This is a genomic window from Sandaracinaceae bacterium (assembly GCA_020633055.1).
GTDB lineage: Bacteria > Myxococcota_A > Polyangia > Polyangiales > Houyiibacteriaceae > JADJJE01.
Genome location: JACKEJ010000009.1, coordinates 49,643 through 74,357, shown reverse-complemented (window position 1 = coordinate 74,357; position 24,715 = coordinate 49,643). Strand labels below are relative to the sequence as shown.

22 protein-coding genes and 1 pseudogene are annotated in these 24,715 nt (G+C 70.6%); 15 read left to right on the top strand and 8 right to left on the bottom strand.

What is annotated here, in order from left to right; genetic code table 11:
- Positions 1 to 85: 85 nt before the first annotated feature.
- Complete coding sequence (locus tag H6726_20395) at positions 86 to 511, bottom strand: VOC family protein (protein MCB9660021.1); 426 nt, start codon at positions 509 to 511, stop codon at positions 86 to 88.
- 80 nt (positions 512 to 591) lie between these two features.
- Between H6726_20395 and H6726_20390 the strand changes: the two genes are divergently transcribed.
- The 6 genes from H6726_20390 to H6726_20365 all read left to right on the top strand — a co-directional run bounded on the left by H6726_20390 (position 592) and on the right by H6726_20365 (position 6,790).
- Complete coding sequence (locus H6726_20390) at positions 592 to 1,524, top strand: LysR family transcriptional regulator (protein MCB9660020.1); 933 nt, start codon at positions 592 to 594, stop codon at positions 1,522 to 1,524.
- A 199-nt stretch (positions 1,525 to 1,723) separates the two neighbouring features.
- The gene (locus H6726_20385; GenBank protein ID MCB9660019.1) at positions 1,724 to 2,461 is read left to right on the top strand and encodes a hypothetical protein; all 738 of its coding nucleotides are present in this window, start codon (positions 1,724 to 1,726) and stop codon (positions 2,459 to 2,461) included.
- 235 nt (positions 2,462 to 2,696) lie between these two features.
- Positions 2,697 to 3,662 carry an aldo/keto reductase gene (locus H6726_20380; GenBank protein ID MCB9660018.1) on the top strand — a complete coding sequence of 322 codons (966 nt, stop codon included), beginning with the start codon at positions 2,697 to 2,699 and terminating at the stop codon, positions 3,660 to 3,662.
- Positions 3,663 to 3,666: 4 nt separating this feature from the next.
- Positions 3,667 to 4,533 carry an AraC family transcriptional regulator gene (locus H6726_20375; protein ID MCB9660017.1) on the top strand — a complete coding sequence of 289 codons (867 nt, stop codon included), beginning with the start codon at positions 3,667 to 3,669 and terminating at the stop codon, positions 4,531 to 4,533.
- Positions 4,534 to 4,624: 91 nt separating this feature from the next.
- On the top strand, positions 4,625 to 5,347 hold the full coding sequence (locus tag H6726_20370) for a glutathione S-transferase (GenBank protein ID MCB9660016.1): 723 nt from the start codon (positions 4,625 to 4,627) through the stop codon (positions 5,345 to 5,347).
- A gap of 111 nt (positions 5,348 to 5,458) precedes the next feature.
- On the top strand, positions 5,459 to 6,790 hold the full coding sequence (locus tag H6726_20365) for a PQQ-binding-like beta-propeller repeat protein (GenBank protein MCB9660015.1): 1,332 nt from the start codon (positions 5,459 to 5,461) through the stop codon (positions 6,788 to 6,790).
- A gap of 3 nt (positions 6,791 to 6,793) precedes the next feature.
- On the opposite strand, the gene H6726_20360 is transcribed toward H6726_20365, so the two are convergent.
- Positions 6,794 to 7,390 carry a TetR/AcrR family transcriptional regulator gene (locus H6726_20360; protein MCB9660014.1) on the bottom strand — a complete coding sequence of 199 codons (597 nt, stop codon included), beginning with the start codon at positions 7,388 to 7,390 and terminating at the stop codon, positions 6,794 to 6,796.
- 133 nt (positions 7,391 to 7,523) lie between these two features.
- Between H6726_20360 and H6726_20355 the strand changes: the two genes are divergently transcribed.
- The 5 genes and pseudogenes from H6726_20355 (at position 7,524) to H6726_20335 (ending at position 12,677) form a co-directional block, all read left to right on the top strand.
- Entirely contained in the window at positions 7,524 to 9,137 is a 1,614-nt protein-coding gene (locus tag H6726_20355; protein MCB9660013.1) for an aldehyde dehydrogenase family protein, read from the top strand.
- Positions 9,138 to 9,176: 39 nt separating this feature from the next.
- The gene (locus H6726_20350) at positions 9,177 to 10,217 is read left to right on the top strand and encodes an SDR family NAD(P)-dependent oxidoreductase (protein ID MCB9660012.1); all 1,041 of its coding nucleotides are present in this window, start codon (positions 9,177 to 9,179) and stop codon (positions 10,215 to 10,217) included.
- Positions 10,218 to 10,250: 33 nt separating this feature from the next.
- Complete coding sequence (locus H6726_20345) at positions 10,251 to 11,477, top strand: ferredoxin--NADP reductase (protein ID MCB9660011.1); 1,227 nt, start codon at positions 10,251 to 10,253, stop codon at positions 11,475 to 11,477.
- 16 nt (positions 11,478 to 11,493) lie between these two features.
- Positions 11,494 to 12,168: a sterol desaturase family protein gene (locus tag H6726_20340; GenBank protein ID MCB9660010.1), complete on the top strand. Its 675-nt coding sequence runs from the start codon at positions 11,494 to 11,496 to the stop codon at positions 12,166 to 12,168.
- Between the two features lie 13 nt (positions 12,169 to 12,181).
- A pseudogene (locus tag H6726_20335) lies at positions 12,182 to 12,677 on the top strand (GNAT family N-acetyltransferase).
- Between the two features lie 80 nt (positions 12,678 to 12,757).
- On the opposite strand, the gene H6726_20330 reads toward H6726_20335, so the two are convergent.
- Positions 12,758 to 13,309, bottom strand: a complete 552-nt coding sequence (locus tag H6726_20330; GenBank protein ID MCB9660009.1) for a hypothetical protein — start codon at positions 13,307 to 13,309, stop codon at positions 12,758 to 12,760.
- Between the two features lie 14 nt (positions 13,310 to 13,323).
- Positions 13,324 to 13,692, bottom strand: coding sequence for a hypothetical protein (locus H6726_20325; GenBank protein MCB9660008.1), 369 nt, complete (start codon positions 13,690 to 13,692; stop codon positions 13,324 to 13,326).
- Between the two features lie 231 nt (positions 13,693 to 13,923).
- Here H6726_20325 and H6726_20320 point away from each other — a divergent pair, with 231 nt between their 5' ends.
- Positions 13,924 to 14,703: a hypothetical protein gene (locus H6726_20320; GenBank protein ID MCB9660007.1), complete on the top strand. Its 780-nt coding sequence runs from the start codon at positions 13,924 to 13,926 to the stop codon at positions 14,701 to 14,703.
- A 136-nt stretch (positions 14,704 to 14,839) separates the two neighbouring features.
- Here the strand turns inward: H6726_20320 and H6726_20315 are convergent, their stop codons facing one another.
- The gene (locus tag H6726_20315; GenBank protein MCB9660006.1) at positions 14,840 to 15,139 is read right to left on the bottom strand and encodes a YggU family protein; all 300 of its coding nucleotides are present in this window, start codon (positions 15,137 to 15,139) and stop codon (positions 14,840 to 14,842) included.
- A gap of 366 nt (positions 15,140 to 15,505) precedes the next feature.
- Here H6726_20315 and H6726_20310 point away from each other — a divergent pair, with 366 nt between their 5' ends.
- The gene (locus H6726_20310; protein MCB9660005.1) at positions 15,506 to 16,702 is read left to right on the top strand and encodes a hypothetical protein; all 1,197 of its coding nucleotides are present in this window, start codon (positions 15,506 to 15,508) and stop codon (positions 16,700 to 16,702) included.
- A gap of 26 nt (positions 16,703 to 16,728) precedes the next feature.
- Here H6726_20310 and H6726_20305 read toward each other — a convergent pair whose 3' ends face one another.
- Complete coding sequence (locus tag H6726_20305; protein MCB9660004.1) at positions 16,729 to 19,149, bottom strand: AarF/ABC1/UbiB kinase family protein; 2,421 nt, start codon at positions 19,147 to 19,149, stop codon at positions 16,729 to 16,731.
- Positions 19,150 to 19,215: 66 nt separating this feature from the next.
- Between H6726_20305 and H6726_20300 the strand changes: the two genes are divergently transcribed.
- Complete coding sequence (locus tag H6726_20300; GenBank protein ID MCB9660003.1) at positions 19,216 to 20,331, top strand: hypothetical protein; 1,116 nt, start codon at positions 19,216 to 19,218, stop codon at positions 20,329 to 20,331.
- 99 nt (positions 20,332 to 20,430) lie between these two features.
- Here the strand turns inward: H6726_20300 and H6726_20295 are convergent, their stop codons facing one another.
- Together H6726_20295 and H6726_20290 are read right to left on the bottom strand one after the other, a co-directional pair.
- Positions 20,431 to 21,798: a DUF2330 domain-containing protein gene (locus tag H6726_20295; GenBank protein ID MCB9660002.1), complete on the bottom strand. Its 1,368-nt coding sequence runs from the start codon at positions 21,796 to 21,798 to the stop codon at positions 20,431 to 20,433.
- Positions 21,799 to 22,013: 215 nt separating this feature from the next.
- A complete protein-coding gene (locus H6726_20290; protein MCB9660001.1) occupies positions 22,014 to 23,816 on the bottom strand; it encodes an ABC transporter ATP-binding protein in 1,803 nt (600 codons plus the stop codon).
- A 313-nt stretch (positions 23,817 to 24,129) separates the two neighbouring features.
- Between H6726_20290 and H6726_20285 the strand changes: the two genes are divergently transcribed.
- Entirely contained in the window at positions 24,130 to 24,450 is a 321-nt protein-coding gene (locus tag H6726_20285) for a hypothetical protein (GenBank protein MCB9660000.1), read from the top strand.
- Positions 24,451 to 24,715: the final 265 nt, after the last annotated feature.

The following is a 24,715-nucleotide window of genomic DNA, read 5'->3' as shown; positions in this document are numbered from 1 at the left end:
GCGCGCGCTTGGGTCGCGAGCTCGCCCGGGTGGAACACGGAGACGTGAGCTCCGCCGCGCGCACCGCGGTGCTGTGGGGCGCGGCTCACGGGGCAGCGTCCGGAGACGGAGCCGCGAGGAGCTCCACCCGTACGCCCCCGGGCACGATGCACATGAAGTGCCGCACGGGGCCGCCGCCAAGCGGCTCCGGGCCGAACTCGACGGTGACGCCCGGCGCCTCCCGCACCTTCTGGAACGCCGCCTCGAGCGTCAGGCCCGGGGCCAGCGTCAGCGCCACGTGATGAAGTCCGACGACTCGCTCGCGGTCGAAGGGCGCCGCCTTGTCGGGCTCCCGGACCTGCCAGAGCGTCATCATGACCTGCCCGTCGCTGACGAAGACCGCCGGGTAGTCCGGCTTCTCGCCGACCACGCGGAAGCCCAACGCGTCGACGAAGAAGGCCTTGGCGTGCTGCAGATGGGAGACCGTGAGGCCGAGGTGATGGATGCCGTGAGTGAGTGCCGTGTGTGTCATGGACCCAGCATGGCGCGCACGCCGTCGCTGATAAATGGCCCGAGACGGACATGATTCATCCACTATACTGACGAATCTCGATGGACAAGCTCACCCTCATGCAGGTCTTCGTCACCATCGTGGACGAGGGCAGCCTCACGGCGGCGGCCCGAACGCTGGGCAAGTCACCACCGGCCGTCGTGCGCTCGCTAGCGCTGCTGGAGGAGCACCTCGGCGTGCGCCTCTTGAACCGCACCACCCGCAGCATGGCGCTCACGCACGAAGGCACGGCATACCTCGAGCGCTGCCGCCAGGTGTTGAGCGACATCGCGGAGACCGAGGCGGGGCTCCGTGGGGAGGACGCGTCGCCACGCGGGCTCGTGCGCGTCACCGCCTCGGTACGCTATGGGCAGCTGCGTGTGGCCCCCTCCGTGGGTCGCTTCCTCGAGCGCTTCCCGGACGTGCAGGTCGAGCTGGTGCTGCTCGACCGCGTCGTGCACCTCGTCGAGGAGGGGTTCGACGTGGGGGTGCGCATCGCCCCGCTCGGGAGCTCGTCGCTGGTGGCCACCAAGGTCGGCGTCGTCCGGCGCATGGTGGTGGGCAGCCCCGCGCTGCTGGCGCGCCAGGGACGTCCGCGGCGTCCCGAGGCGCTGGCCGAGCTGCCCACCGTGCCCTTCCGGCGCGACGACGCGCGCGTCGACCAGTTCCACTTCGTGCGCGACGGGAAGCCCTTCGGCGTGCCCGTGCATGGCGCCTTCGCCACCAACGACACGCAGGCCTGCATCGGCGCGATGGTGGCGGGCCTCGGGTTCGGTCAGGTCTTGTCGTATCAGGTCGAGGACCTGGTGTCGGCGGGCGCGCTGGTCCCGGTGCTCGAGCGCTACGCGCCACCGCCCATCCCCGTGAGCCTCGTGTTCCCCCACCGGCGGCTGCTGTCCCCGCGCACCCGCGCCCTGGTCGACTGGCTCCAGCGCGACCTGGCGCCAACGCGCACGGCGAGGCGGGGGCGGTCGCCGCGCACAGACCTCCCCTGAGCGCCTGGACATCGTGGTCGTGCGCACCTTCCGCGCCTCGTCGGTGCGGCTGGGCGAGGATGGCTTCCTCGCGTGTGGCGCGTGGACGTCGCTGGCATGGACGTTGCTCTCCTTCGCTGCGGCGCGCTGAGAGCGGGCTAGGAGGTGCGCGATGCGAGCAGGCCGGGACAGACGGTGGGAGAGGCGGGTGCAGAGCGGCATGGTCGTAGCGCTTGGGCTGACGCTGCTCACCCCCTCCCTCGCGGGCGCCCAGTGGCTCGGGCTCCCCGACCCGCCGGATCCACCCGAGCCCGAGCTCGCGGAAGGCGAGCAGGACGAGCGGTCGAGCGAGGCGAGGCCGTCGCGTCCGAGGCCGGTTCGCGCCCGACACGAGCTGACCTTGGGTGCGCTGCCGACGTTCAACGCGAACCTGGTCCGACGAGCCACCGCGCCGGACGCCGACTACCGCATCCAGCTCGCGGTGCGCGAGCTCTCCGTCCAGGCGGCGTGGGCAGTGTTCGGTCGCGGCGCGTTCGGCGTCCGGTGGTCGGTCGGGGTGGGGGTCGGGAGGTCGGCTCTGTTGCTGACCGAACCGCTGAGCGGCTTTGCGACGTGGCGGCCTGGTCCCTTTCGTCTGCGAGGACCGACGCTGAGCGTGGACGCGGCCGTGGGGATGCTGGCGCGCATTGGTCTTGTGCGCTTCGGGCCGCAGCTGAGCTTCACAGAGACGCGTCTCGGACGCGCGTCGGGTCAGACCATCGACGAGGACGTCCCGTACACCACCCCCGCGCGCCTGCGCCGAGCCGGCGTGGGGTTCTTGGTGCATGTCCTGCCGCACGCGAACGTCGGCCTCGTCATGGAGACACGCTTGCTCGTCGCCCCGCAACGCGTGGGTGGGCAGCTGCGCATCGGGGTCTTCGGCGCCTGGTCGGGCGGCACGACGGGGGCTCACCGATGACGCAGAGACGCCACGCGGCGTGTGAGGCCAGCACCACACTGTGGCCCGCACGGCACGCCCAGAGGGCCACGCTCGCGCGGAGGATCGTGCAAACAGTCCGGAGGATCGTGGCTTCGCACGCGCGACGCTGAGGCTACGTTGCCGACGTTCCCGGCACTTCTCGGCGCATGCCCACGAAGCACGCCGACGAAGCGTGAATCCAACCACCAGGATGATGCATCCTCCAAGGAGCCCCATGACCACCCCACCTCGCCGCCCCCTCGGTTCCACCAACATCCAGATCTCGCCCATCGGGCTCGGCTGCATGGGCATGTCCGAGTTCTATGGCAGCGCCGACGACGCCGCGAGCACCGCGCTGCTGCACCACGCCCTCGACACGGGCGTGAACTTCTTCGACACCGCGGACATGTACGGCCCGTGGACCAACGAGCGGCTGGTGGGCGCGGCCCTGCGCGGGCGTCGTGACGAGGCCGTCATCGCCACCAAGTTCGGCGTGCTGCGCAGCGAGGAGCGTGGCTTCCGCGGCGTCGACGGGCGCCCCGAGTACGTGCGCGCGAGCTGTGACGCGTCCCTCGAGCGCCTCGGCATCGACACCATCGACCTCTACTACCAACACCGCGTGGACCCGAACACGCCCATCGAGGAGACGGTGGGCGCGATGGCCGAGTTGGTCACCGCGGGCAAGGTCCGCTTCCTGGGGCTGTCCGAGGCCACGCCCGAGCAGGTGCGGCGCGCGCACGCCGTGCACCCCATCACCGCGCTGCAGACCGAGTACTCCTTGTGGTCGCGTGAGCCGGAGGCGGAGCTGCTGGGCACCTGCCGCGAGCTGGGCATCACCTTCGTGGCGTACTCGCCACTCGGGCGTGGCTTCCTCACGGGGACCATCACGTCCCCCGACGACTTCGCCGAGGACGACTTCCGCCGCAACAACCCGCGCTTCCAGGGCGAGAACTTCGCGCGCAACCTGGCGCTGGTCGAGAGCGTGCGTGCCATCGCGGCCGCCAAGGGCGTGACCCCCGCGCAGCTCGCGCTGGCGTGGCTGCTGCAGCGCGACGATCGCCTGGTCACCATCCCCGGCACCACGAAGCGCTCGCGCTTCGACGAGAACCAGGCCGCCAACGCCATCACCCTCAGCGCGGAGGAGCTGGCCGCGCTGGACGAGAACCTCCCCGTGGGTGCCGCCGCGGGCGGGCGCTACTGAGCCGATGCGGGAGCTCGCGGCGCGCTGTCTGGCCCTCGGGCCACGGGACGGGGTGAACCCAACGGCCATCCCGTTCCTCTCGGTGTACCGCCGCGAGGCGACCGCGCCGCCTGCCAGCGCCGTGTACGAGCCCAGCCTCTTCCTCGTCGCGCAGGGCAGCAAAGAGGCGCGCGTGGGAGACGATGCGTTCCTGTACGACCCGGACAACTACCTGGTCACGTCGGTACCGCTGCCCGTGCGGTCGCGCATCCTCACCGCGAGCCGTGCGCACCCCTTCGTCTCGCTGGCGGTCAGCTTCGAGCTGGAGGCCGTGCGCGAGGTCCTGACGCAAGCCGGCGACGCGCTCCCGCCGAGCGCCGCAGGCCCACCCGAGCGAGGCCTGGCGGCGTGCCCCGTCACGGCCCCCATCCGCGACGTGGCCGCGCGCCTTGTCGGCCTGCTCGATCACCCGGATGACATCGCGTTCCTCGCGCCCCTCTATCGCCGTGAGCTGCTCTACCGCGTGCTCGAGGGACCACGCGGCGGTTTCCTGCGCGCGGCGGCGATGGGTCACGGTCAGCAGAGCGCCATCGCGCGCGTGCTCGAGACCATCCACGCCGACTGCGCGCGCCCCTTGACCGTCCCGGAGCTGGCACACCTGGCGGGGATGAGCGAGTCCGTGTTCTACGAGGCGTTCAAGTCCGTGACCGGCGCCACGCCCATCCAGTACATCAAGCGGCTGCGCCTGCAGGAGGCGCACCGTCAACTCACGGCCGGGCTCAGCAACGTGTCCGGCGCGGCGTACGGCGTGGGCTACACCAGCCTCTCGCAGTTCTCACGGGAGTTCACGCGGGTCTTCGGCGCCAACCCCAGCGAGTACGTCGCCCGCTGAGGGCGCGCGCTCGCGCTCGTCGTCTGGGATCGAACCGCCGCGCCCTGCTCCCCCCTAGCGGTCCGGCGCGCGTTGCCTTAGGAGCACCGGCATGGAACTCGAACTCCTCGTCATCACGCTCCGCTATTCGTCCTGGTCCATGCGGCCCTTCCTCGCACTCGCGCACGCGGGCGCCGACTTCCGCACCACCACCGTGGACCTGAACCTCGCGAAGCAGACCGTGGTGGGGGGCGCGATGGTCGCGCAGCAGGTGGACCTGGGCGCGCGCCGCGCGCTGGGGAGCGTGACCGGGCTGTTCCCAGTGCTACGCGTCGACGGCGAGCCGATCCACGAGGCCCTGGCCATCTGCGAGCTCGTCGCGGAGCGCTTCCCCGAGGCGGGGCTGTGGCCCGACGACTCGCTCGTCCGGGCGCGCGCCCGCGCGGTCAGCGCCGAGATGGCGTCTGGCTTCCCACACCTGCGCAATCACCTCAGCTGCCATCCGTTCGCGCGGGTGCCGGGCTTCGTGCCGCCCCCCGAGGCTCAGCGCGACATCGCGCGGGTGTGCGAGATCTGGGAGGAGTCCCTCGCGCGCTCGGGGGGTCCGTTCCTCTTCGGTCGCTTCACCGTCGCGGACTGCATGTACTTCCCAGTCATCACCCGCTTCCGCACCTACGGCGTCGCGCTACCGCCGTCGCTGGAGGCGTATGCACAGCGGGTGGAAGCACTCCCCGCGGTGGCGGCCTGGCGGGAGCTGGCCGTGCATGCGCCGCGCATGCCGGTCTACGACGAAGCCATCCGCGCGCTGGGCGGAGATCCCGACGCAGCCGTCTGAGGCGTGGCAAGCCCGACGCGCCAGCGCTCGCCCCGTGCCGGTGAACATTCGGGGCGGGCATGACGCGGGCCGCATCGCTCGCGCCGCGGACCCGCGGTATCCTGCGCCGCGATGGCACGCCTCATCACCACCACCTGCCCCAAGTGTGGCGCCAACGTCCCCGTCGAGCCGGGCGCGGAACGGGCCACGTGCATGTACTGCCAGACCGTGTCGGTGCTGAAGCCGGCGGCAGCGTCCTCGGAGCCCTCACGCGGCTCGAGCGGCGGGTTGCTGGCGCTGCTGGCCCTCGGGGCGCTGCTGATCGTGTGCGGCGCCGGAGGCGCGTTCTACTTGCTGTGGGGTCAATCGGCTCCGGCGTACCCCGAGCCGCCGAGCGTCGCCGTCTCGACCGAGCCCGAAGCCCCCGAGCCCGAAGACCCCGAGCCCGCCGTGGAGGCCCCCGTCGAGCCGCCCCCCGCGCCTGCGCTGCGAATGCGCGCCGAAGCGCCCATTTTCGCGCAGGACCTCGACGGAGACGGGCACAGCGAGCTGATCGTGCCCGTCACGCTCCAGCAGGCCCAGCTCTACGCCGTGTTCGACGCGCGCACTGGCGCCGAGCGCACCCGCACGCCCGAGCTGCCGCGCGCCGAGCTGGTGGCGGTGGCGGGCACCACCGTCAAGCGCCTGGTGCTCACCACGCGCCTCGGACAGCTGCACGCCTACGACCTCCTGAGCGGCGCCGAGCAGTGGACCAGCGCGCTCGCAGACAGCGCGCTCTCGTTGTGCACCACCCGCGACGGGGAGCTGCACGTGACCACCGCGGACCAGCGCCAGCTGCTGCTGGACCTGACCACGGGTCGCCAGTCCGAGACGCGCGCCAGCTGCTCGCCAGCCATCGCGCGCTCCATGAGCGGCGAAGACCCGCGCGACCGACACGACTACGGCGCGCCCATCGGCACGGAGGCCTACCGCTGTGGCTCGGGACGTGTGATCGGCAGCTCGAGCTACACCATCGCCGACGCCTGCCGCGGCAAGGTCCCGAGCTCCCTCGACGGCATGGTGGCGCACCGCATCTGGAAGCACGGCGCGGGCTGGCTGGTGTTCGGCGTGCGCGCCCCCGGCCGCTACGTGCCGCGCATGGCCTACCTGGAGCGCGGGCGCGTCACGTGGGCGCAGGACGTTCCCGCCGCCAACCCTCTGGACGCCGAGCAGGGCGGCCCGCGCGAGGTGGCGCTGGTGGGCAACACGCTGGCCATCGTCTACGCGACCGAGTCCGACCGCTCGAAGTGGCTGACCGCGTTCGACGTGACGGACGGTCACCGCGTGTTCACGCAGCAGCTGAGCGCGTGCGACGGGGGCACCGACCTCGGCGCAACGGAAGACGCGTACGTGCTCCGCTGCGGCGAGACCGTGCAGGTGCTGGAGCCGGCCGACGGGTCCATCCGCGCCACGCTGGGCGGCTGAGCCTCAGCCTGGCGCGGGCACACCCACCAAGCGGCGCACCACCGCGAGGAAGTGCTCGCGCATGGCATCGCTGGTGGCCTCCTCGCCGTAGAGGATCTGGCGGATGACGGGGGCGCCGTGCGCCACCACGCCGTACGCCGCGATGGTCAAGACCAGCGCCTCGGGCTCGATGTCCGGCAGGTTCCCCGCGTCGCGTGAAGCGCGCAGCCCGTTCATGAGCTGTCGCACGAACGCGCTCGCCACGTCGCGCTTGGCGGCGTTGCGGTCGGTCACCGTCTCGAACGCTTCGCGCAGCAGGAGCGACGCCATGTCGGGCTTCTCGGCCAGCGCGTCCCAGAACACGGCCGCGAACACCGTGAGCGTCTCCGCGGCGCCCAGACCGAGGCCCGCGACGCTGAGCAGCCGCGACTGGGCCAGCTCGACCAGCTCGGCCGTGATGGTGTCGTAGAGCTCCTGCTTGCCGCCGGGGAAGTGATGAAAGATGGAGGCCGCGCGGATGCCGGCCTCGTCGCCGATGGCACGCAGCGGGGCACCCTCATAGCCGTAGAGGGCAAATTGGCGGGCCGCCGCGCTCAGGATTCGTTCTTTGGTGGTCTGCATCAGGGGCGTTGGGCACAAGGAGCGCCCGGGGGCTGCGTCTCTAGCGCAATTCGTCCACGGAGGGCTTGCGGTCCAGCCTAACACACGTTAGGCTACGTCTACCAACCAATAGAGTACCGCAGTGACGTCGCGTATGCAGCCCACCACCCGCACCTCTCCCGTGTCCACCAACACCTCCCCCGCGAACGACGTGGTGCCGAGCCCCACCGTGATCGAGTGCAAGAGCCCCATCACGGGCGAGCGCTTCGCCGACATGCCGGTGGACGACGCGGCCTCCGTCCGGGCCGCCATCGCACGCGCCCGTGAGGCGCAGGCAAGCTACGCCGCGCAGGGCTTCGCGGTCCGTCGCCGCGTGCTGCGCAGCATCCTCGACGCCGTGGTGGCGAACGCGGACAGCATCTGCGACGCGGTCGTGCGCGACTCGGGCAAGACGCGCGAGAACGCCATGCTGGGCGAGGTCATGCCCATCTGCGAGAAGCTGCGCTGGAACATCAAGCGCGGCGAAGCCGTGCTCCGGCCGCAGCGCGTGTCGAGCGGCATGCTCGTGCACAAGCGCGCGCAGATCGAGTACCACCCGGCCGGCGTCGCGGGGGCCATCCTGCCCTGGAACTACCCCTTCCAGAACCTGCTCAACCCCATCATCACCGCGCTCATGGCGGGCGACGCCATCGTCATCAAGCCCAGCGAGTGGGTCAGCTGGAGCAGCGCGCGCTTCCACACACTGGTGCGCGACGCCATCGAGAAGGCCGGGCAGTCGCCCGAGCTGGTGCAGGTGGTGCACGGCTTCGCGGAGACGGCGCAGGCGCTCATCGCGGAGCGCGTGGACGTGCTCTTGTTCATCGGCAGCGTGCCCAACGGACGGCGCGTGCTGCGCGCCGCGGCCGAGACGCTCACGCCCGTGGTGCTCGAGCTGGGCGGCAAGGACCCGCTCATCGTGTGCGACGACGCGGACATGGAGCGCGCCGTGCACGCTGCGCTGGGGGGCACGTTCATCAACTGTGGGCAGAACTGCGTCGCGTCCGAGCGCATCCTGGTGCACCGCAGCAAGCTGGCCTGGTTCGAGGGGCGCATCGCCAGCCACGTGGACGCCATGCGGCAGGGCGCTTCGGAGGACGGCCTGGTGGACGTGGGCGCCATGATCACCCCGCTGCAGCTGGCGCACGTCGAGGGCCTGGTGGCGCGAGCGGTGGCGGACGGCGCGCGCGTGGTCACGGGCGGCAAGCGCATGCCCGGCAACGACGGCTGGTACTACGAGCCCACGGTGCTCTCGGATCTGCGCCCCGACATGGAGATCATGCGCGAGGAGATGTTCGGGCCGGTCATGCTCATCTGCCCGTTCGACAGCGACGAGGAGGCCGTGCGCATCGCCAACGGCACGGACTTCGGGCTGTCGTCGTCCGTGTTCTCGCGCGACGGCGCGCGCGCCAAGCGCATCGCGGACCAGGTCAAGGCCGGCATGGCCGCCATCAACGACTTCGGCGGCATGACCTACATGGCGCAGGAGCTGCCCTTCGGTGGCGTGAAGGACTCGGGCTTCGGGCGCATGAACGGCGCCGAGGGCCTGCGCGCCTTCTGCACCAGCAAGGGCGTGCTGGTGGATCGCTTCCCCTTCGGCTTCCCCGCCAAGGTCTTCCCCGCAGGGGCGGACGACTACGACACCACCCGCAACGCGGTGCGCCTGCTGTACGGCGCGTCGCTCGGGGACCGCGCCAAGGCGCTGCGCGACCTCATCAAGAAACCGCGCTGACCCAGCGCTCTCACGTTCCGAGACTCAGGAGATTCATTCATGGCTACACGCTCTCTCGTCACCGGCGCCTGCGGCTTCGTCGGACGCCACCTCACCCGTCGCTTGGTGGAGCGCGGCGACACCGTCATCGCCACCGACATCGGCAGCCCCGACCCGCTCAGCGACGTGGCCACGCGCATCACCTTCGTGAAGGCGGACCTGCGCGACGCCGCGGCCATCCAGAAGCTGTGCGCCGACGTGGACGTGGTCTTCCACTGCGCGAGCGTGGTGCACACCAACGCCACGATGGAGTCGCTGGTGTGGGACATCAACTACGGCGGCGCCATGAACATCAACAAGGCGTGCATGCGCGAGGGGGGCCCGCGCATCATCTACGTGAGCTCGGCCAGCGCCGTGTACGAGGGCAAGGACGTCGAGAACGGCGACGAGAGCATGCCCTACTCGAGCATCTCGCAGGCCAGCTACGCGGACAGCAAGATCGCGGCGGAGAAGGCCACGCTCGAGGCCGCCAAGCGCGGCGAGATCCGCGCGCTCTCGCTGCGGCCGCACGTCATCTTCGGACCCGAGGACCAGCGCCTGATGCCCAACATCGTCAACCGCGCGCGCGCGGGCTGGCTGGTGTTCCGTATCGGGCGCGAGCGCAAGCTCTCGGACTTCACGTACATCGACAACCTGGTGGACGCGCTGGTGCTGGCCGACGAGGCGCTCGACAAGAAGCCCGACGAGGTGAATGGCGAGGCCTTCTTCATCACCAACGGCGAGCCCATGGGCTTCTGGGACTTCGTCAGCGAGGTGCTGGCCGAGATGAAGCTGCCGCCGCTGCGCGTGTCCATGCCCTACCCCGTGGCCTACACGGCGGCGGCCATCGCCGAGGGGCTCGACGCGCTGCAGGGCGGCAAGCTGGGCACCGCCAACGGCTTCAGCCGCTTCGCCGTGAAGTACATGTGCACGCACCACTACTTCTCCATCGAGAAGGCGCGTCGCGTGCTGGGCTACGAGCCCAAGGTGAGCGTGCGCGAGGGCATCACCCGCACCATCGCCAGCTGGCCACCCGCCACCCCCATGCGCAAGAGCGCCTGAGCCCTGTTGAACCGCGAGACGCGAGCACCAACGATGCCGACCGAGAACACCCAGGACATCACCGAGAGCCCCACGCGCGCGCCGCTGCGCGTCACGGTGGCGCGCGTGGTGGAAGAGACCGCCGACGCGCGCTCCTTCGTGCTGGACGTGAGCGACCCCGCGCTGCGCGCCGAGCTGGACTACCGCGCCGGGCAGTACGTCACGGTGGAGATCCCCTGGGAGACCTTCCACATCCACCGCTGCTACTCGTTCAGCAGCGCGCCCGGTGTGGACGCGCGGCCGCAGTTCACGGTCAAGCGCGTGGCGGAGGGGCGCATGTCCAACGCGCTCATCGACGGCATCAAGGCGGGCGACACGCTCGCGCTGCACCCGCCGGCCGGGCGCTTCGTGCTGGACCGCACCGCGGGGGCGCGACCGCTCTCGCTGTTCGCAGGGGGCAGCGGCGTCACGCCCATCTTCGCGCTGCTGAAGAGCACCCTCCGCGAGACACAGCGCCCGGTGCGCATGCTGTACGCCAACCGCGACGCGGCCAGCACCATCTTTGCGGCGCAGCTGGACGCGCTGGCGCGGGAGCACGCGGGCCGCTTCGAGCTGCAGCACCACCACGACGACGCGAACGGCTTTCTGACGCCCGAGGCGCTCGGCGCGTGGCTGGACGGTGCGCCCGACGGGGGCACCGGGAGCGACCACTACGTGTGCGGGCCCACGCCCTTCATGGACGCGGTCGAGGCCGCGCTGAACAAGGCGGGCGTGCCCAGCGGGCACGTGCGCGTGGAGCGCTTCGTCTCGCCGGCCGACCCGGATCGGCGCGACACCGAGCCCGTCATGTCGCTGGGCATCCCTCCGAACGCGGAGTCCCCCGACGACTTCCTGGTCACGCTGGGCTCGTCCATCCGGCGCGTGCCCTACACCTCACCGCTGACGCTGCTGCAGGCATGCAAGGCCGCAGGCGTGAAAGCTCCGTCCTCGTGCGAAGACGGCTTCTGCGGCAGCTGCATGTGCCAGCTGGTCGAGGGCGACGTGGCCATGGCCAACCCGCTGGCGCTGACGGACAACGACGTCGCGCGGGGCCGCGTGCTGGCCTGCCAGGCGCGCCCCACCAGCGCGAAGTTCCTGCACGTGGACTTCGACGCGGTGTCGTTCAAGGCGGGCGCCGGTGAAGGCATGGCCCCACCCCTCTCACCCGCGCGTGCGGCCGCGGTGCTGGCCCTGTGCGTCGGCGCGGCCTTCTTGGTGCGCTGGCTACACGCTATCGTTTGAACTCGGAGTGCCCCCCATGACCATGTTCGCCATCCTGATGATCAGCTACGTGTGCGCCGGCATCGCGCTGGGCGTGCTGCACTTCCTGTATCGCTCCGAGTACGGCAAGCGCCACATGATCAGCGACGACCCGCACCGCAGCGTGGACGACCGGCGCCTGTACCGCGACGCCGCGCTGAACACGGGCGTGTCGGTGGCGCTCATCTTCAGCGTGACCTTCGGCCTGGGCGACTACCTGTTCTACAGCACCCCCACGCCCATCTGGGTCATGGTGGTGGAGGCGCTGGCCGTGGTGCTCATCTACGACTTCGCCTACTACTTCTTCCACCGCTACCCGCTGCACGAGTGGAAGCTGCTGCGCTGGGTGCACGCCGTACATCACGCCGCCCGCAACCCCCGCACCATCGACAGCCTGCTGCTGCACCCCATCGAGACCGTCGGCGGGCTCAGCCTGCTGTTCGGGTCCATCGCAGTGGTGGGCGGCATCCACCTCTACACGTTCGCGGTCATCTTTTCGACCTACGCCACGTTCAACATCCTGAACCACGCGGGCGTGAACATCCCCCACTTCCCGTTCAAGACCCTGGGCGAGCTGGCCGTGAAGCACGACCGGCACCACCACAGCATGCTGAGCGGCAACTACGCGTCCATCACGCCGCTGCCGGACATCGTGTTCGGCACGGTCGCCTGAGGGCATGAACCCGATGAGCGGAGGGGTGCGCGTCCGAGAGTTCACGCTGGCCGAGGTCGGGCTGTATCGCGAGCTGCGCTTGGCCGCGCTGCAGGACGCGCCCGACGCGTTCTGCGCCACCTACGCCGAGGAGGCCGCCCGCCAGGACTGGCCGGCGCGTCTGGCGGAGAACGTGAACGACGAGCGGGGGCGTCCAGTGATCGCCCGGGTCGACGGCACAGCGGCGGGGCTCGCCGTGGGCAAGATCTGGCCGGCCGAGCCCGACGTCGCGCAGGTGTACCAGATGTGGGTGGCACCGGCGTTTCGTGGGAGGGGTGCGGCGCGCGCGCTGTTGGAGGACATCATCGCGGGAGCGCGGGGCGAGTGCGGTGGCGCTCGGCGTGACCTGCGGGGACAGCCCCGCGCGCCGGCTGTACGAGCGGGCTGGGTTCAGGTCCGTCGGGGAGCCCAGCCCAATGCGCCCAGGAAGCGCCCTACAGTGCCAGGACATGGTGCTGCGGCTCGGCTGAGGTCACACGGGGACGTTCCGGAGCGGACGTCTGTGGAGCGGGCGTTCTCACAGCCCGCGAGCCGCGTAGCAGCGCGCTCCTCAGAGTACCGGCGGACCATCCACTTCGATGCTCAGCCGTCCAGCGTTCATGGCGGTGAGCAGCTCGCCCAGCCGACGCTCACGTGTCTCCGCGGAAGCCACACGGAGCAGCTCGCTGAAGCGCTCGCGGTCCCCCGCAGTCCAGCGTCCGACGCGACGGCTGGACTCCAGCACGGCCTCGAGCTCGCTGTCCACCCGGAGGTCCGCAGCGCGGCGCTCCGCGTCGAGATCGCTGGCGTCCGCATCCGGGGCTTCGGGTTCGACGCCCCCTGGCTCCGTCGGATCCGTCGGCGGGCCCAGCGTGGCGCCTCGTAGTTGGTCGTCAACGAACGTTCGTGTCAGCGCGTGTTCGTCTCGGGTCACCGCGGCCAGTGAGCGCCGTTGGGCGTCGAGCAGGTGTTCGATGTCCCCGATCGAGGCGCACTCGGCGGACGGCACCTGAGCAGCACCACCGTGGTGCGCCCCTCTAGCTTGGATGGCGCGGTCCGCCGCGAGTCCAGCAGCGAACCCCAGCACAGCACACACCACCCCCATCAAGGGACTCGAGCGCACGTCGGCGACCCGCGTCAGGGGAGGTGATAGGACAGGTGAACAACCGAAATCGCGGTACAGGTGCTGCCAGAATGCGTCACGCTGATGTAACTCGATGATGTGATTGAACGCACGTTGGCGATGAGTCCTGGGTCCGAACTCATACAGGAGCGTGAGTCAGTCGTGGTCCGGGCATGACACAGGAGGAAGTCGCCAGTCGTACTGGAGACGACGCCGCAGCCGAGGTAGGACACGTTGTCGGCGGTGTTGCGCGTAGCGTGGAGCGTCCCAGCAAACGAGGTCGCGTTGATGACCACCGGCGAGGAGTAGTGATAGCCCGCGCTCGCCAGCGAGGGGACGGCAACGATGGCCGAGATGATCACGGCCCAGAGCGACTTCTTCATGACGTCATCCTTGTGAAAAGATCCAGCACAATGGTAACTTCGACCCGCTGAATCTGCGCATCTCATCGACTGTCATGCCCACCCGACACGCATGTCATTCGCGGCAATCTGTACCGGATCCGGCGCACCGAATCAAGCACTCGACGAGCCTCGCCGCGGCCCACGCCGCGATTCGCAGATCTGCGCACCCGAAGTGCGCCCTCTCCGTCCAATGGAGCCCCATCACCCGGGTTGGCGGGACGCGCCAAATCGCCCTTCGAGACGCGCCTCGAGCTCCGCGTCCGTGACCACGCGCGAGGCATCGGCGTCGGCAAAGCCATGCTGTACCGCGTCCATGAAACGCGCTTGGTGGGTCAGCCGATCGAACTCCTCCTGGGACATCACGACGGCTATGCTCCCGAGGTGAGCCTGGCCGAGATCCAAGCGCGCATCACGGCCGCTGGCTGGACCGTGCGTTTCGTGGTGCATCCCGCGCTGACGGTGCAGGGTCGCACCTTGCCCGTCGCCAACTTCGGCGTCGCCAAGGACGAGCTCGTGGGGCTCGTCGTCGCGGCGTTCGGCGCGGACGACGACGGCATGATGGACCGCTACACGGGCCTCGGCTGGTCGGCTGCGACGAGCGCGCGACGCGTCGTCGAACCGCACGGGTGGCGACTGAAGGCACAGGTCTTCAGCGTGAAGAGAGCGCGCGAGGAGCTCGCCGTCGCGCTCGCCGAGCCAGCGCTGCCCTCGGCGGACTACGCCGCATGGAGAGCACTCGTCGTGCGGCGTGGTTGGGACATCGACGAGGCGCACAGCCGCGAGACGGACATCGACGCGCCGCAGTGGCAGCTGCGCGCATCGCGCCCGGGCGAGCACCTGTCACTCGACTTCACGGCGCGGGCTCGTCGCAGTGCGCGCACGCTGGACCCCGATGGGAATGGCGGCATGGTGCTGCGCGGTGAGCCCGGCCCAGTCACCGCGCGGGTCGTGGTGCTCGACCCGGCGGTTGCGCTGGTCGACGCGATCTAGCGACAACGCATCACGGAGCAGCCATCCCCACTTTCGTCACGGTTAGCACGCACGACTGAGATGCGTGCGCTCATTCCCGTCACACGGCACCGACGCTGGGGGCGACAGGACGCGCAAGACCCCGTGGTCCGATGTCTCATGGTGCTTCAGCGACGAGGGCGTGCAGCGCATCGACCGAAACCCCACGCACGCGCAAGCGCTTGGTCCGGCTGGTCTGACCCTGCTCCAGCGTGACGTCGCGCTTGGCCACCCCCAGGGCCTTGGCCAGGAACGCCGTGAGCTCCGCGTTCGCGGCCCCATCTACCGGCGGCGCCGTGAGCGCGACCTTGAGCGCGCCGTCGTGCACACCGAGCACGGCGTTGCGGCTGGCCCTGGGCGCGACCCGCACGCTGAACACCACCGATTCCCCGTCGGAGCGTGCGTCGAGGTGTGTCATGGTGATGCCGCCCCGCCCGCGGGCACGCTCGCGTTGCGACCCACCGCGGTCCCTGGGAGAGCGCGTTTCCGGCGCGACGCGTCGGCGGTGAGGAAGTGTTGCGTGTTCGACATTCTCGACTTCGGGTGAGGACGCGTCGCACCGCGAATGCGGACGCGAGAGCGGGCTCGGATGCTCTGTCGGAGGGGTAGCACGTCAGTCGTCCTTACCGGAGCAAACCGCGATGCTATCGAGGAATGGCGCCTCGGAGGTGGTGTGGAGGCGCGCTCCCCTCACCCCAGCCCCAGGTCCGACGAGATGATGAACCAGTTACTCTCTCCGTCGCCGCGCCGTGCGTTTCGTACGTTGCACGGTGCCCATTCGTTCGTGCTCGCCATGCTCGCGTGCGCCATGCTGCCGTCGCTCGCTCGGGCCCAAGACCCGTGCCTGCTGCAGCTGTGTCGCGACGAGTGCGCCACACAGTTCGACAGCTTCCTCGACAGCTGCATGGCGTGTGCGTTCGGCCTCGACCCAGACGACGCGAACTGCCAGTCCGACGCGTGCCAGCAGCAGTTCGAGGGCTGCCTCCCCGCCGAGATCTGTCCCCTCCTGCACGAAGAGATGATCCAGGGGCTCTGCTACCAGAGCAACAGCCACGCGGGATGCATCCAGCAGAAGCGCGACGACCCCGCGACCTGCACCGTGTGTTCGGTGGCGTGCGTGGACGAGTGCGCCGACAGCGGGCTCAACGACTGTGACGCGAACGCGACCTGCATGGATGCCCAGGTGGGCTTCGTGTGCGCGTGCAACGAGGGCTACGTGGGGAACGGAAGCACGTGCGAAGAAGACGCGGACGGGGACGGCTCCCCCGCCTCGCTGGACTGTGACGATGCGGACCCGAACCGCTACCCCGGCGCCACGGAGGTTTGCGACGGCATCGACAACGACTGCAACACGAGCGTGGACGACGGCGCCCCGGACATGGACAACGACTCGGTGTGCGACAGCCTGGACCGCTGCGAGGGACACGACGACGCGGTGGACACCGACTCGGACGGCACACCCGATGGCTGCGACACGTGCCCTCTGGACGCTGCTGGCGACAGCGACGCGGACGGTTCGTGCGACAGCGCCGATCTGTGCATCGGCGACGACGCCACCGGCGACGCCGACACGGACGGCTACTGCCTTCGAGCAGGGGACGGGTCCACGGTGGACTGCGACGACGCCACGAACGGGGTGAACCCCGCTGCCGCAGAGACGTGCAACGGCGTGGACGACGACTGCGACGGCACGGTGGACAGCGCGGCGTGCGTCGTGGACGCAGGCATGATGGTGGACCCGGACGCGGGCACGGGCGACCCCGACGCAGGGATGACGGTGGACCCCGACGCAGGCGTGCCTCCCGTTGGAGACATGGGCACACCACCTGTCGATGCAGGCGCCGGCGTGGACACGGGCATGGGCTCGACGTCGGGTGGGGCCGGCTGCTCCCTGGTCCCCACGCGTGAGGCCCCGAGCGCCGCGCTGCTGTGCATGGGCCTCGCGTTGTGCGTGGGAGTCGCGCGTCGGCGCAACCGCTGACCTGTTGGGCGGGCGAGACCCCGAGGTCAGCTCGCCCGCGCCTCGGCGGCCGCGACGGTGGCCTCCACCGCGGCCCGGAACGACTCGGAGGACGAGTCGACTCCGGTGCGCAGCAGGGCGAGCACGTACATCGTCCCGTAGTAGGCGCGCAGCCCGAACACGAGCTCGGGGGGCATCTGCAGGTTGTGGTAGTTGACGCTCTTGCGAGAGAGGAAGTCCGCCAGCTGCTGGCTGACCACGCTGGCCGAGAGCATGGGCACACCCCCCTCGTCCGCGGCGCTCGTGTAGAAGCTGGTGTGGAAGCGCTGGACGTACTCCTCGTAGTCGAAGTGGTCGGGGTCCACCGGGAAGCCGAGCTCGCGGATGCCGCGCCGCATGCCGGCCTCGTCCGCCTCCATCATGGCGCGCCCGAGGCGCACCCAGCGTAGGCGATGCTCGGGGTCCCAGCGCTGAACGCAGCCGAAGTCGAGCACCACGAGGTGCTCGTCCGTCACAAGGAAGTTGCCCGGGTGGGGATCGCAGAAGGTGTACTCGTCGTCCACGAACCCGAACAACAAGCGGAGCAGCGCTTGGGCGACGTCGCTGCGCTCGGTGTAAGGCGCGTCTTCCGCGAACGACGCGAGCGACGTCCCGTACACCCGCTCGGTGGTCAGCACGCCATCCGAGCACCAGTCGGGGAACACGCGCGGCACGCGGATGACCGGGTCGGCCGCGAAGTGCCGCAGAAACGCTGCCTGGACGACCGCCTCGCGCTGGTAGTCACACTCCGAAAGAAGCGTGCTCCTGAGCTCGTCGAGCACGGCGCGCCAGCGCACCTTCGGACGCAGGATGTGCGCCACGGGCACGAGGAGACCGAGCACGGCCAGGTCGCTGTGGATGGCGGCGCGGATCCCGGGGAAGCGCACCTTCACCGCGACCTCGGTGCCATCCGGCAGCTGCGCACCATGCACCTGCCCAATGCTGCCCACGCCGAGCGGCCGCTCCGAGAGCGTGTCGATCAAGCGCTTGGCGCGCAGTCCGAGCTCCGCGCGCAGGGCCGCTCGGATGTCCGCCGTGGGCACGGGCGCGCTGTGGTCGCGCAGCGCGGCGAGCTGCCGGTCCGTCTCGGGGTCGGTGTCCCAGCCCGCGTAGCTGAGGTGCTGGGCGACCTTCATCAGCGGACCCTTGAGGCTGTCCAGCTGGCGGACCGCGGCCCGCGTGAGCGCGCTGCGCTCGAGAGCCCGCAGGCGCTTCGTGCGGTCGGCTGGCTCGAAGAGTTGCCGCGTGCGGCTGACGCCGAGCTGTGCGATGAGGTCCGCCACCATGCTGGTGGTGAGCCGCACGCGCGCCCCACGGCTGCCCCCCGTTCTCACGATCACCGGGTCGGCCGCCCGTGACCACACGCCCGCGTCGATGTCGGCGATGAAGCCCAGTACGTCCTCGCAGGCGCCCCTGCTCGCGCGCCTCGAGAGCCGGCGATAGGCGTCGAGTACGACCCGCACGAACGTAGGGCGCTTGGCCTGCACCAGCCAACGCGCCATGCCGGAGAGGAACGCCAGCTGCAGTTCGAGTGGCCGCACCTTGTCCGCCAAGGCGCTCAGCGCCTGGCCCCCGTCGAGCAAGCGGAGGTGCATGGGCGTGTCCACCTCCCGCAGCGCCCCCAACTGCTCGACGGCCTCCGTGACCAAACCCGTACGTCGCTCCGGGAGCCACTCGGCGGTGCGCTCCGCCGCGAACTTCTTCGGTTCCGAGTGCGCGTAGAGCGCCACCCACGCACGTCGGTCTTGAAAGACCTCGGGTGCAGCGGCGAGCGCGGCCTCCCAGCGCGTGAGGTGCTCGCGGACGGGTGCGGTGTCGGCGCAAAGGTGCATCCGGGCGCACGCCCCCTGCCATGCCACATCCTCCGCATCCAGACCGGTCCGGGTAGCCTCGCCTTCGACGGCCGCCAGCACCTCGAACTGCGCGCCTGACAAGCGGAGGGCGCGCAGGTCGGAAGCGGCGGGCGGTGGGCGCCGCGACAGGCTCCCATCGTTCGTTGCGCGGGACGTCGCTGCCGCTAGGGGCGGCGCAGGCTCACGGACCGACCAGAGGTCGGCGCACAGGGCATCGCTGGCGGCCGCGAGGACGCGCGCATCGGGCTCTCCGACGTCCGCCTCGCAGTCCAGGGCCAGCAGCTCGCACCAAGCGCGAGCGAAGGCATCGCCCCGGCGCGTCGCCGCGTCCGCCGCAGCGCGGTGCACGTCGACATAGACGCGTCCGGCACGCGAGCGCCGCGGGCGCACGCCACGCGCTTCGAGAGCGTGCACGGCCTGCCGCTGCAACCGTTCGACCGTCGTACGCTCCTCCGCCACGCGCAAGCTGGCGAGGCAACGCACCACCACCTCCAGCGTCGCGTCGGCAGCCTGTCCACGGGCGACCGCGTCCTCGTAGGCGCGCAGCGAGAAGGCAGGTTCGGACCCCAACGTCATCGGGCCGCGAGGGTATCGCGCACGGTTACGAGCTCGCAACCGTGCGTCTGGGCTACCCTGCGCGCCATGGCTTCGACCTATGTCTGGCAAGGCTTTCGCCACGAGTGGCTCCGAGAGGTGCTCGGCGTCCGCCTCCCGCACCGCATCTCGCGACTTCACTCCCACATCGCCCCGGATGGTCGCTTCTCGTTCGCGCAGTCGACGGGCGTCGACGGCAACTACATGCGGCCCGTGGGCCTGTGGGCGCGCGTGGAGGCTCCCGACCTGCATGTGGACCACGCCGACGTCCAGCTGACGTGGCGCGACGCGATCGAGACGCGCGGCGTCGTCCCGCTCGCGACGTCCAGCCGGTCCGAGACCGTCCGCTTCGAGCTACCGCCGCAGCAGGGGATCGAGCGAGTGGAGGCGCTCCTGCGTGGCGTGCGCCTCGACACGCGCTGCTGCGACGCGCACCAGCCCGACGGGCAGCCCTGCAACTCGAATGGGTTCTGGCCTGTTTCGTTGCAGGTCCGCCTCGGCGAGGTGCGTCTCGCGCCCGGGTACGCCGAGGTGGACGTCGAGACGCAGGTGGTCCGCGGCTGGACCCCGACCCGCGGCGGCATTCCCGTCCTGGAGGAGAAGCCCCTGAACGCAGCGCTCGACTACGACCTCGAGGTCGGCGTCACGCTCGTGGGGAGCACCGCTGACGGTCTCGCTGCGACGCGGGTACGGACCGAGACGGAGGGCTCGGCGCGCCTCCGCGATGGACGCCGCGCGAGCCGCCGTGTCCGCGTACGCGACGAGGCGCCTGTCGTGGTGGGCATTACGGGCTTTGGGTTCGAGTTCGTGAAGACCGGACGGACGCGCTTCCACGAGCACCGAGGACGCTACCTGTCCGCCCTCGACTTCCGCGCGGGCGACGTCACGCGCTCCCCGGGCATCGCCGAGCTCGAGACCCGCACCGGCGTGTGGATCCCGCGGACGGTCGTCGGCACGGACGTGCGCGCCTTCCTCGAGACCAGCGTCCTCCAGCCTCTGCACGCCGATGCGCGCGTCGCGCGGGGAAGCGTCGCAGGGAGCCTGTGCATCCACAGCAGCGACCAGGCGCCTTTCTTCTCGTGGTGGCGACCGAAGGCCGGCAGGTACGGCGCCGTGCAGAGCGCCGATGCTCGTGTGCTTCCGAGCTCGTTGCCGGCGCGCTGACCACGACGAGTTGGTGCCGGGAGTGCGAAGTGGTCGCGCGCCAGCGTGCCAGTGCACAGGCTACGCGACGGGGAGCGCCAGCCGCCTCCGCCGTGGAGCTCACGGCCTGGCGCGTGCGTGTCGAGCCGTCCTCCACGGCGTGCCCGACCCGCGAAACGAGTGCGATGACGCCGCCGCCGCTGGACGCTCCGCGCCGAGGCCCGGTGGCACGACGGGTGTGGCCGCCCCCCATCCTCGGGAGGGTGGGGGTCCCCACATGTTCCTGCGCGGGTTGTCGCACGCGATGCGCCCGCCGTAGGGGTGCCGGATGATGTAGCGCGCTTGGAACGCGTTCACGCCTCCGACGGACGCGCCGTTCCCCGGTGTGTCCTCGCGACCTCCCTGGATGGGCAGCCCCACGCGGAAGACGAGATCCTCGCCGAGGACCGTCGGGGCGTACCGGTGGTGCAGCCGCGTCAACACCACACGACTCTGATAGGCCGACAGGTTGTAGCTTGGCCCCAGGACGTCCATGCCCAGCGTCTGGAGGTCGCTGGACGAGAGCCCCATCACGCCGCCCGGGCAAGGGTCGCACGAGCCCGCCGACCACGCGTACTCGGTCACCACGGCGCCCGGGGAAGCAGCCAGTGTCTCGCGAAACAGCGCTTCGTAGAAGCTCCCGAACGCGCTGCGCGTGCGGTCCTGTACCTCGAGGTTGGTCGGGATCGTCACGTTCGGGTAGTTGGCGACCTCGTAGCGGCGACTCTCCGCGAGGATGTGCACGATGAGGTCCTGCTCGCCGCTCGAGTTCAGGAGTCCCAGGCGCACGGGCAGGCTGAACCCCTGGCTGGCGTAGGCGATACGGAGCGGGGAGAGCACGGCGCGCCCACCCACGAACCGCACGCGCGAGGCATCCACCTTGGCCACGAAGAACTTCATCCCTTGCTGGACGTAGGGACGCAGGATGGCTGCCGCGCCGTCGGGGATGCGATAGCCGTGAGCGCGTAGCCACTGCTCGAGCGCGGCCGAGTCGCCGGCCCCCAGCACGACGACGTCGTACTCCCCCACCGCGAAGCGCGCGTGGACCTGCACGGGCTGGGGCGCCACCGCGCGCCCGAGGAGGTCGTCGATCGAGTGCGACATGGACGACGTGTGGGCCGTGGTTGCGGAGGCGCACGGGTCCTGCTCCCAGTACTCGACCAGCCGCGGGGCGGAGAGCGCGTTGACGCGGTCGAACACATCACGCGGCAGTGTCCGCACGTCGTCTGCCTGCAGCACCACGGGCACGGGCACGACCATGGCGAAGTCCGCTGGGGGGCCGCTGTAGTCGTTCTGCATGGAGAGGACGGTCAGCGTCCCGATGCGCATCAGCACCACGTGCGTGCCGCTGTTCTGCAGCTGCGCGCCAGACCCCGCAACGTAGAACCCGCAGAACGCATCGGCGTCTCGTGGGCACAGCACCGCCCCCGCGAGCAGCGCGCAACACATGAAGGCCCCGCGGGCGCCGCGGGACAACCATCCCTGTCCAACCGTCATTCGAGTCTCCTGAACCAGAGGGAACCCGCACCCTGCGGACCCTTGGGTGCACCGCCCGCTCTCCCGGCCGGCACCGCACGGCCTTCACGGACTGTCCGCGTGCCGCGCGGAGCCCGCCGCCGTCGGCGTGATGACCCAGATGCGGGCCGCGCAAACTCAGTGACGGCTCAGCGGTAGCCCGCCGCCTGCAGCTCGAACAGCTCGGCGTAGCGCCCGCCGCGTGCCAGCAGCGCGTCGTGGCTGCCCTCCTCCTCCACCTGCCCGCCGCTCAGCACCAAGATGCGGTCGGCCATGCGCACCGTCGAGAAGCGGTGCGAGATGATCACCGCTGTGGTGTTTGCGCTCAGCTGCTTGAAGCGCTGGAACACCTCGTACTCGGCGCGGGCGTCCAGCGCGGCCGTGGGCTCGTCCAAGATGAGCACGTCCGCGTCGCGCATGTAGGCGCGCCCGATGGCGACCTTCTGCCACTCGCCGCCGCTCAGCTCGACGCCCGTCTTGAAGCGCTTGCCGATCACCTGCGCGTAGCCGCGGGGCAGCTTGGCGATGACCTCGTCGGCCAAGCTCTGCTCCGCCGCGCGCTCGATGCGCGCCTGGTCTTCCAGCGCATCGATGCGGCCCACGGCGATGTTCTCACCCGCGCTGAGGTGGTAGCGCACGAAGTCCTGGAAGATGACGCCGATGTGCGCGCGCAGCTCGTCGAGGTCGTACTCGCGCAGGTCGTGGCTGTCGAGGGTGATGCGCCCCTCGCTGGGCTCGTAGAGGCGCGCGAGCAGCTTGACGATGGTGGTCTTGCCCGCCCCGTTCTCCCCGACCAGCGCCAGCACCTGCCCCGCGGGGAGCTCGAAGCTCAGGTGGCGCACGGCCCAGCGCTCCGCGCCCGGATAGCGGAAGCCCACGTCCTCGAAGCGGAAGCCGCTCCGCATGGGCGAAGGGAAGGGGAGCGCGTCGGACGGCGAGAGGATCTCCGGGCGCACCTCGAAGAACGAGAACAGGTCGCCGAGATACAGCGCCTGCCCGGCGAGCGACGAGAAGCCGCTCAGCAGCCCCTCGAGCAGCGTGCGCAGGCGCCGGAACGACGCGGCAAGGAACGTCAGGTCGCCCACGCTGAAGTCCCCGCGCAGCGTGCGCCACGTGATGACCCCGTAGGCCGCGTAGTAGCCCAGCGTGCCGACCGCCGTGAGCAGGCTGCCCCACCCCGCGCGGCGCAGCGACAGCGCTCGGTTCTGCGCGTAGATGCGCGCCGCCAGCGCCTCGAAGCGGGCGATGAGGAACGCGTGCAGCCCGAGGATCTTCACCTCCTTGGCGGTCTCGGTGCTGGCCCCGGTCTGACGCACGTAGTCCAGCTCGCGTCGCTCTGGTGTGCGCCGGTAGTCCAGCGTGTAGCTCTCCGCGTTGAAGTGCGCCTCGCCCAGGAACGCGGGCAGCAGCGCCAGCAGCAGGAGCCCCATCAGCCAGGGCGCGTACGCGACGAGGCCCACGGCGAACGACACCACCGTCAGGGCATCCTGCGCCTGACCGAACAGCTGCCCCAGCAGCGGTGTGCGCCCGATGGTCTGGCGCCGCGCGCGGTCCAGCTGGTCCTGCAGCTCGCTGTCCTCGAAGTCCTCGAGGTCGAGCGTGGCCGCGTGCGCCATCACGCGCGCGCCCATGGCGTTGCTGTACTGTTCGGACAGGAGCGCGTCGGCCAGCGACACCACGCGGCCCAGCACGTCGGCCAGCACCGCCAGACCCAGCTCGACGGCCAGGAGGCCCCACAGCGACCGCAGCTGCGGGCTCAGCAGCGCAGCGCTCAGCTCGGCCGGCAGCGGCCCGCCCCCCAGCAGCGCCAGCACCTCGTCGATGATCAGCTTGCCCACGTAGAGGGTGGCGACGGGCAGCAGCGCGCGCACCAGCCGCACGCCCACGCTGGTGAGCGCCAGCCCCCGGTGCACGCGGAACACCTCGCGCAAGAACGCCGGCACGTGGGCCAGCGCCGTCAAGCGCTCACGCCACGTCTTGGGGGTGCCGCGCGTGGCGGGCGGGTGAGGAGGGACTGATGGCACGTACCGGTCGCAGTCGGTGGAGCCACGCCAACGCTACGGGATGCGCCGAGAGCGAGACCCTGGATGTTGAACCTTGACGGTGTAGGTCGCAGTACGCCACAGTGCGCGCCTCGACCCGCGCGGCCGCGACGACCGATGCTGGCGCTGATCCTGGACATCCCCAAGCGCACCGGCGCGAGCGTCATCCTGTCCACGCACATACCTCCCGGACGTCGAGAAGCCGTGCCACCAAGTCGTCGTCATGACGCAGGGCGAGGCGCTCTACGCCAGGGCGGCGCAGGCAGAGCTGCTGCGGACCGACCACAGCATCTACGAGGTGCGCGTGAAGGGCGACCCGGACGCGGTGCGGAAGGCGCTCGAGATGGAGGCGCTGCGTGGTGCAGCGCGATGGCGCGGCGCTGCTGCGTCCGCTTGCCGGACGCCGTGGGCCCCCGACGCCATCCTGCGCGCCGCCCAGCGAGGCGAAGCAGCCTGTGCGGCACATGGCGCCGTTCAAGCTCACGTTGGAGCGAGCGTTCCTGGACACCCTGGCCAAGCGCGACGACGCCGACGAAGCCGCTAGCGGGGCCGGGGCCACCGCCCCCAAGCCGGAGGTACCAGCCCCGTGTCCGTCCTGTTCTGCCCTTTCTGCGAAGAGTCGTTCGAGGGCCTGACCCACTGCCCGGAGCACGAGCTGGAGCTCGTCCCGTTCGATCGCCTGCGCAGCCGACTGGACGAAGGGCGTGCTGCGTGAACAGGCGGCGCCCGAGGAGCGCATCACGGTGCGCTGCACCCCGGCTTCATGGCGCGCGGGCCCATCGCGCTCGGCGCCATCACCACGTTCGTCG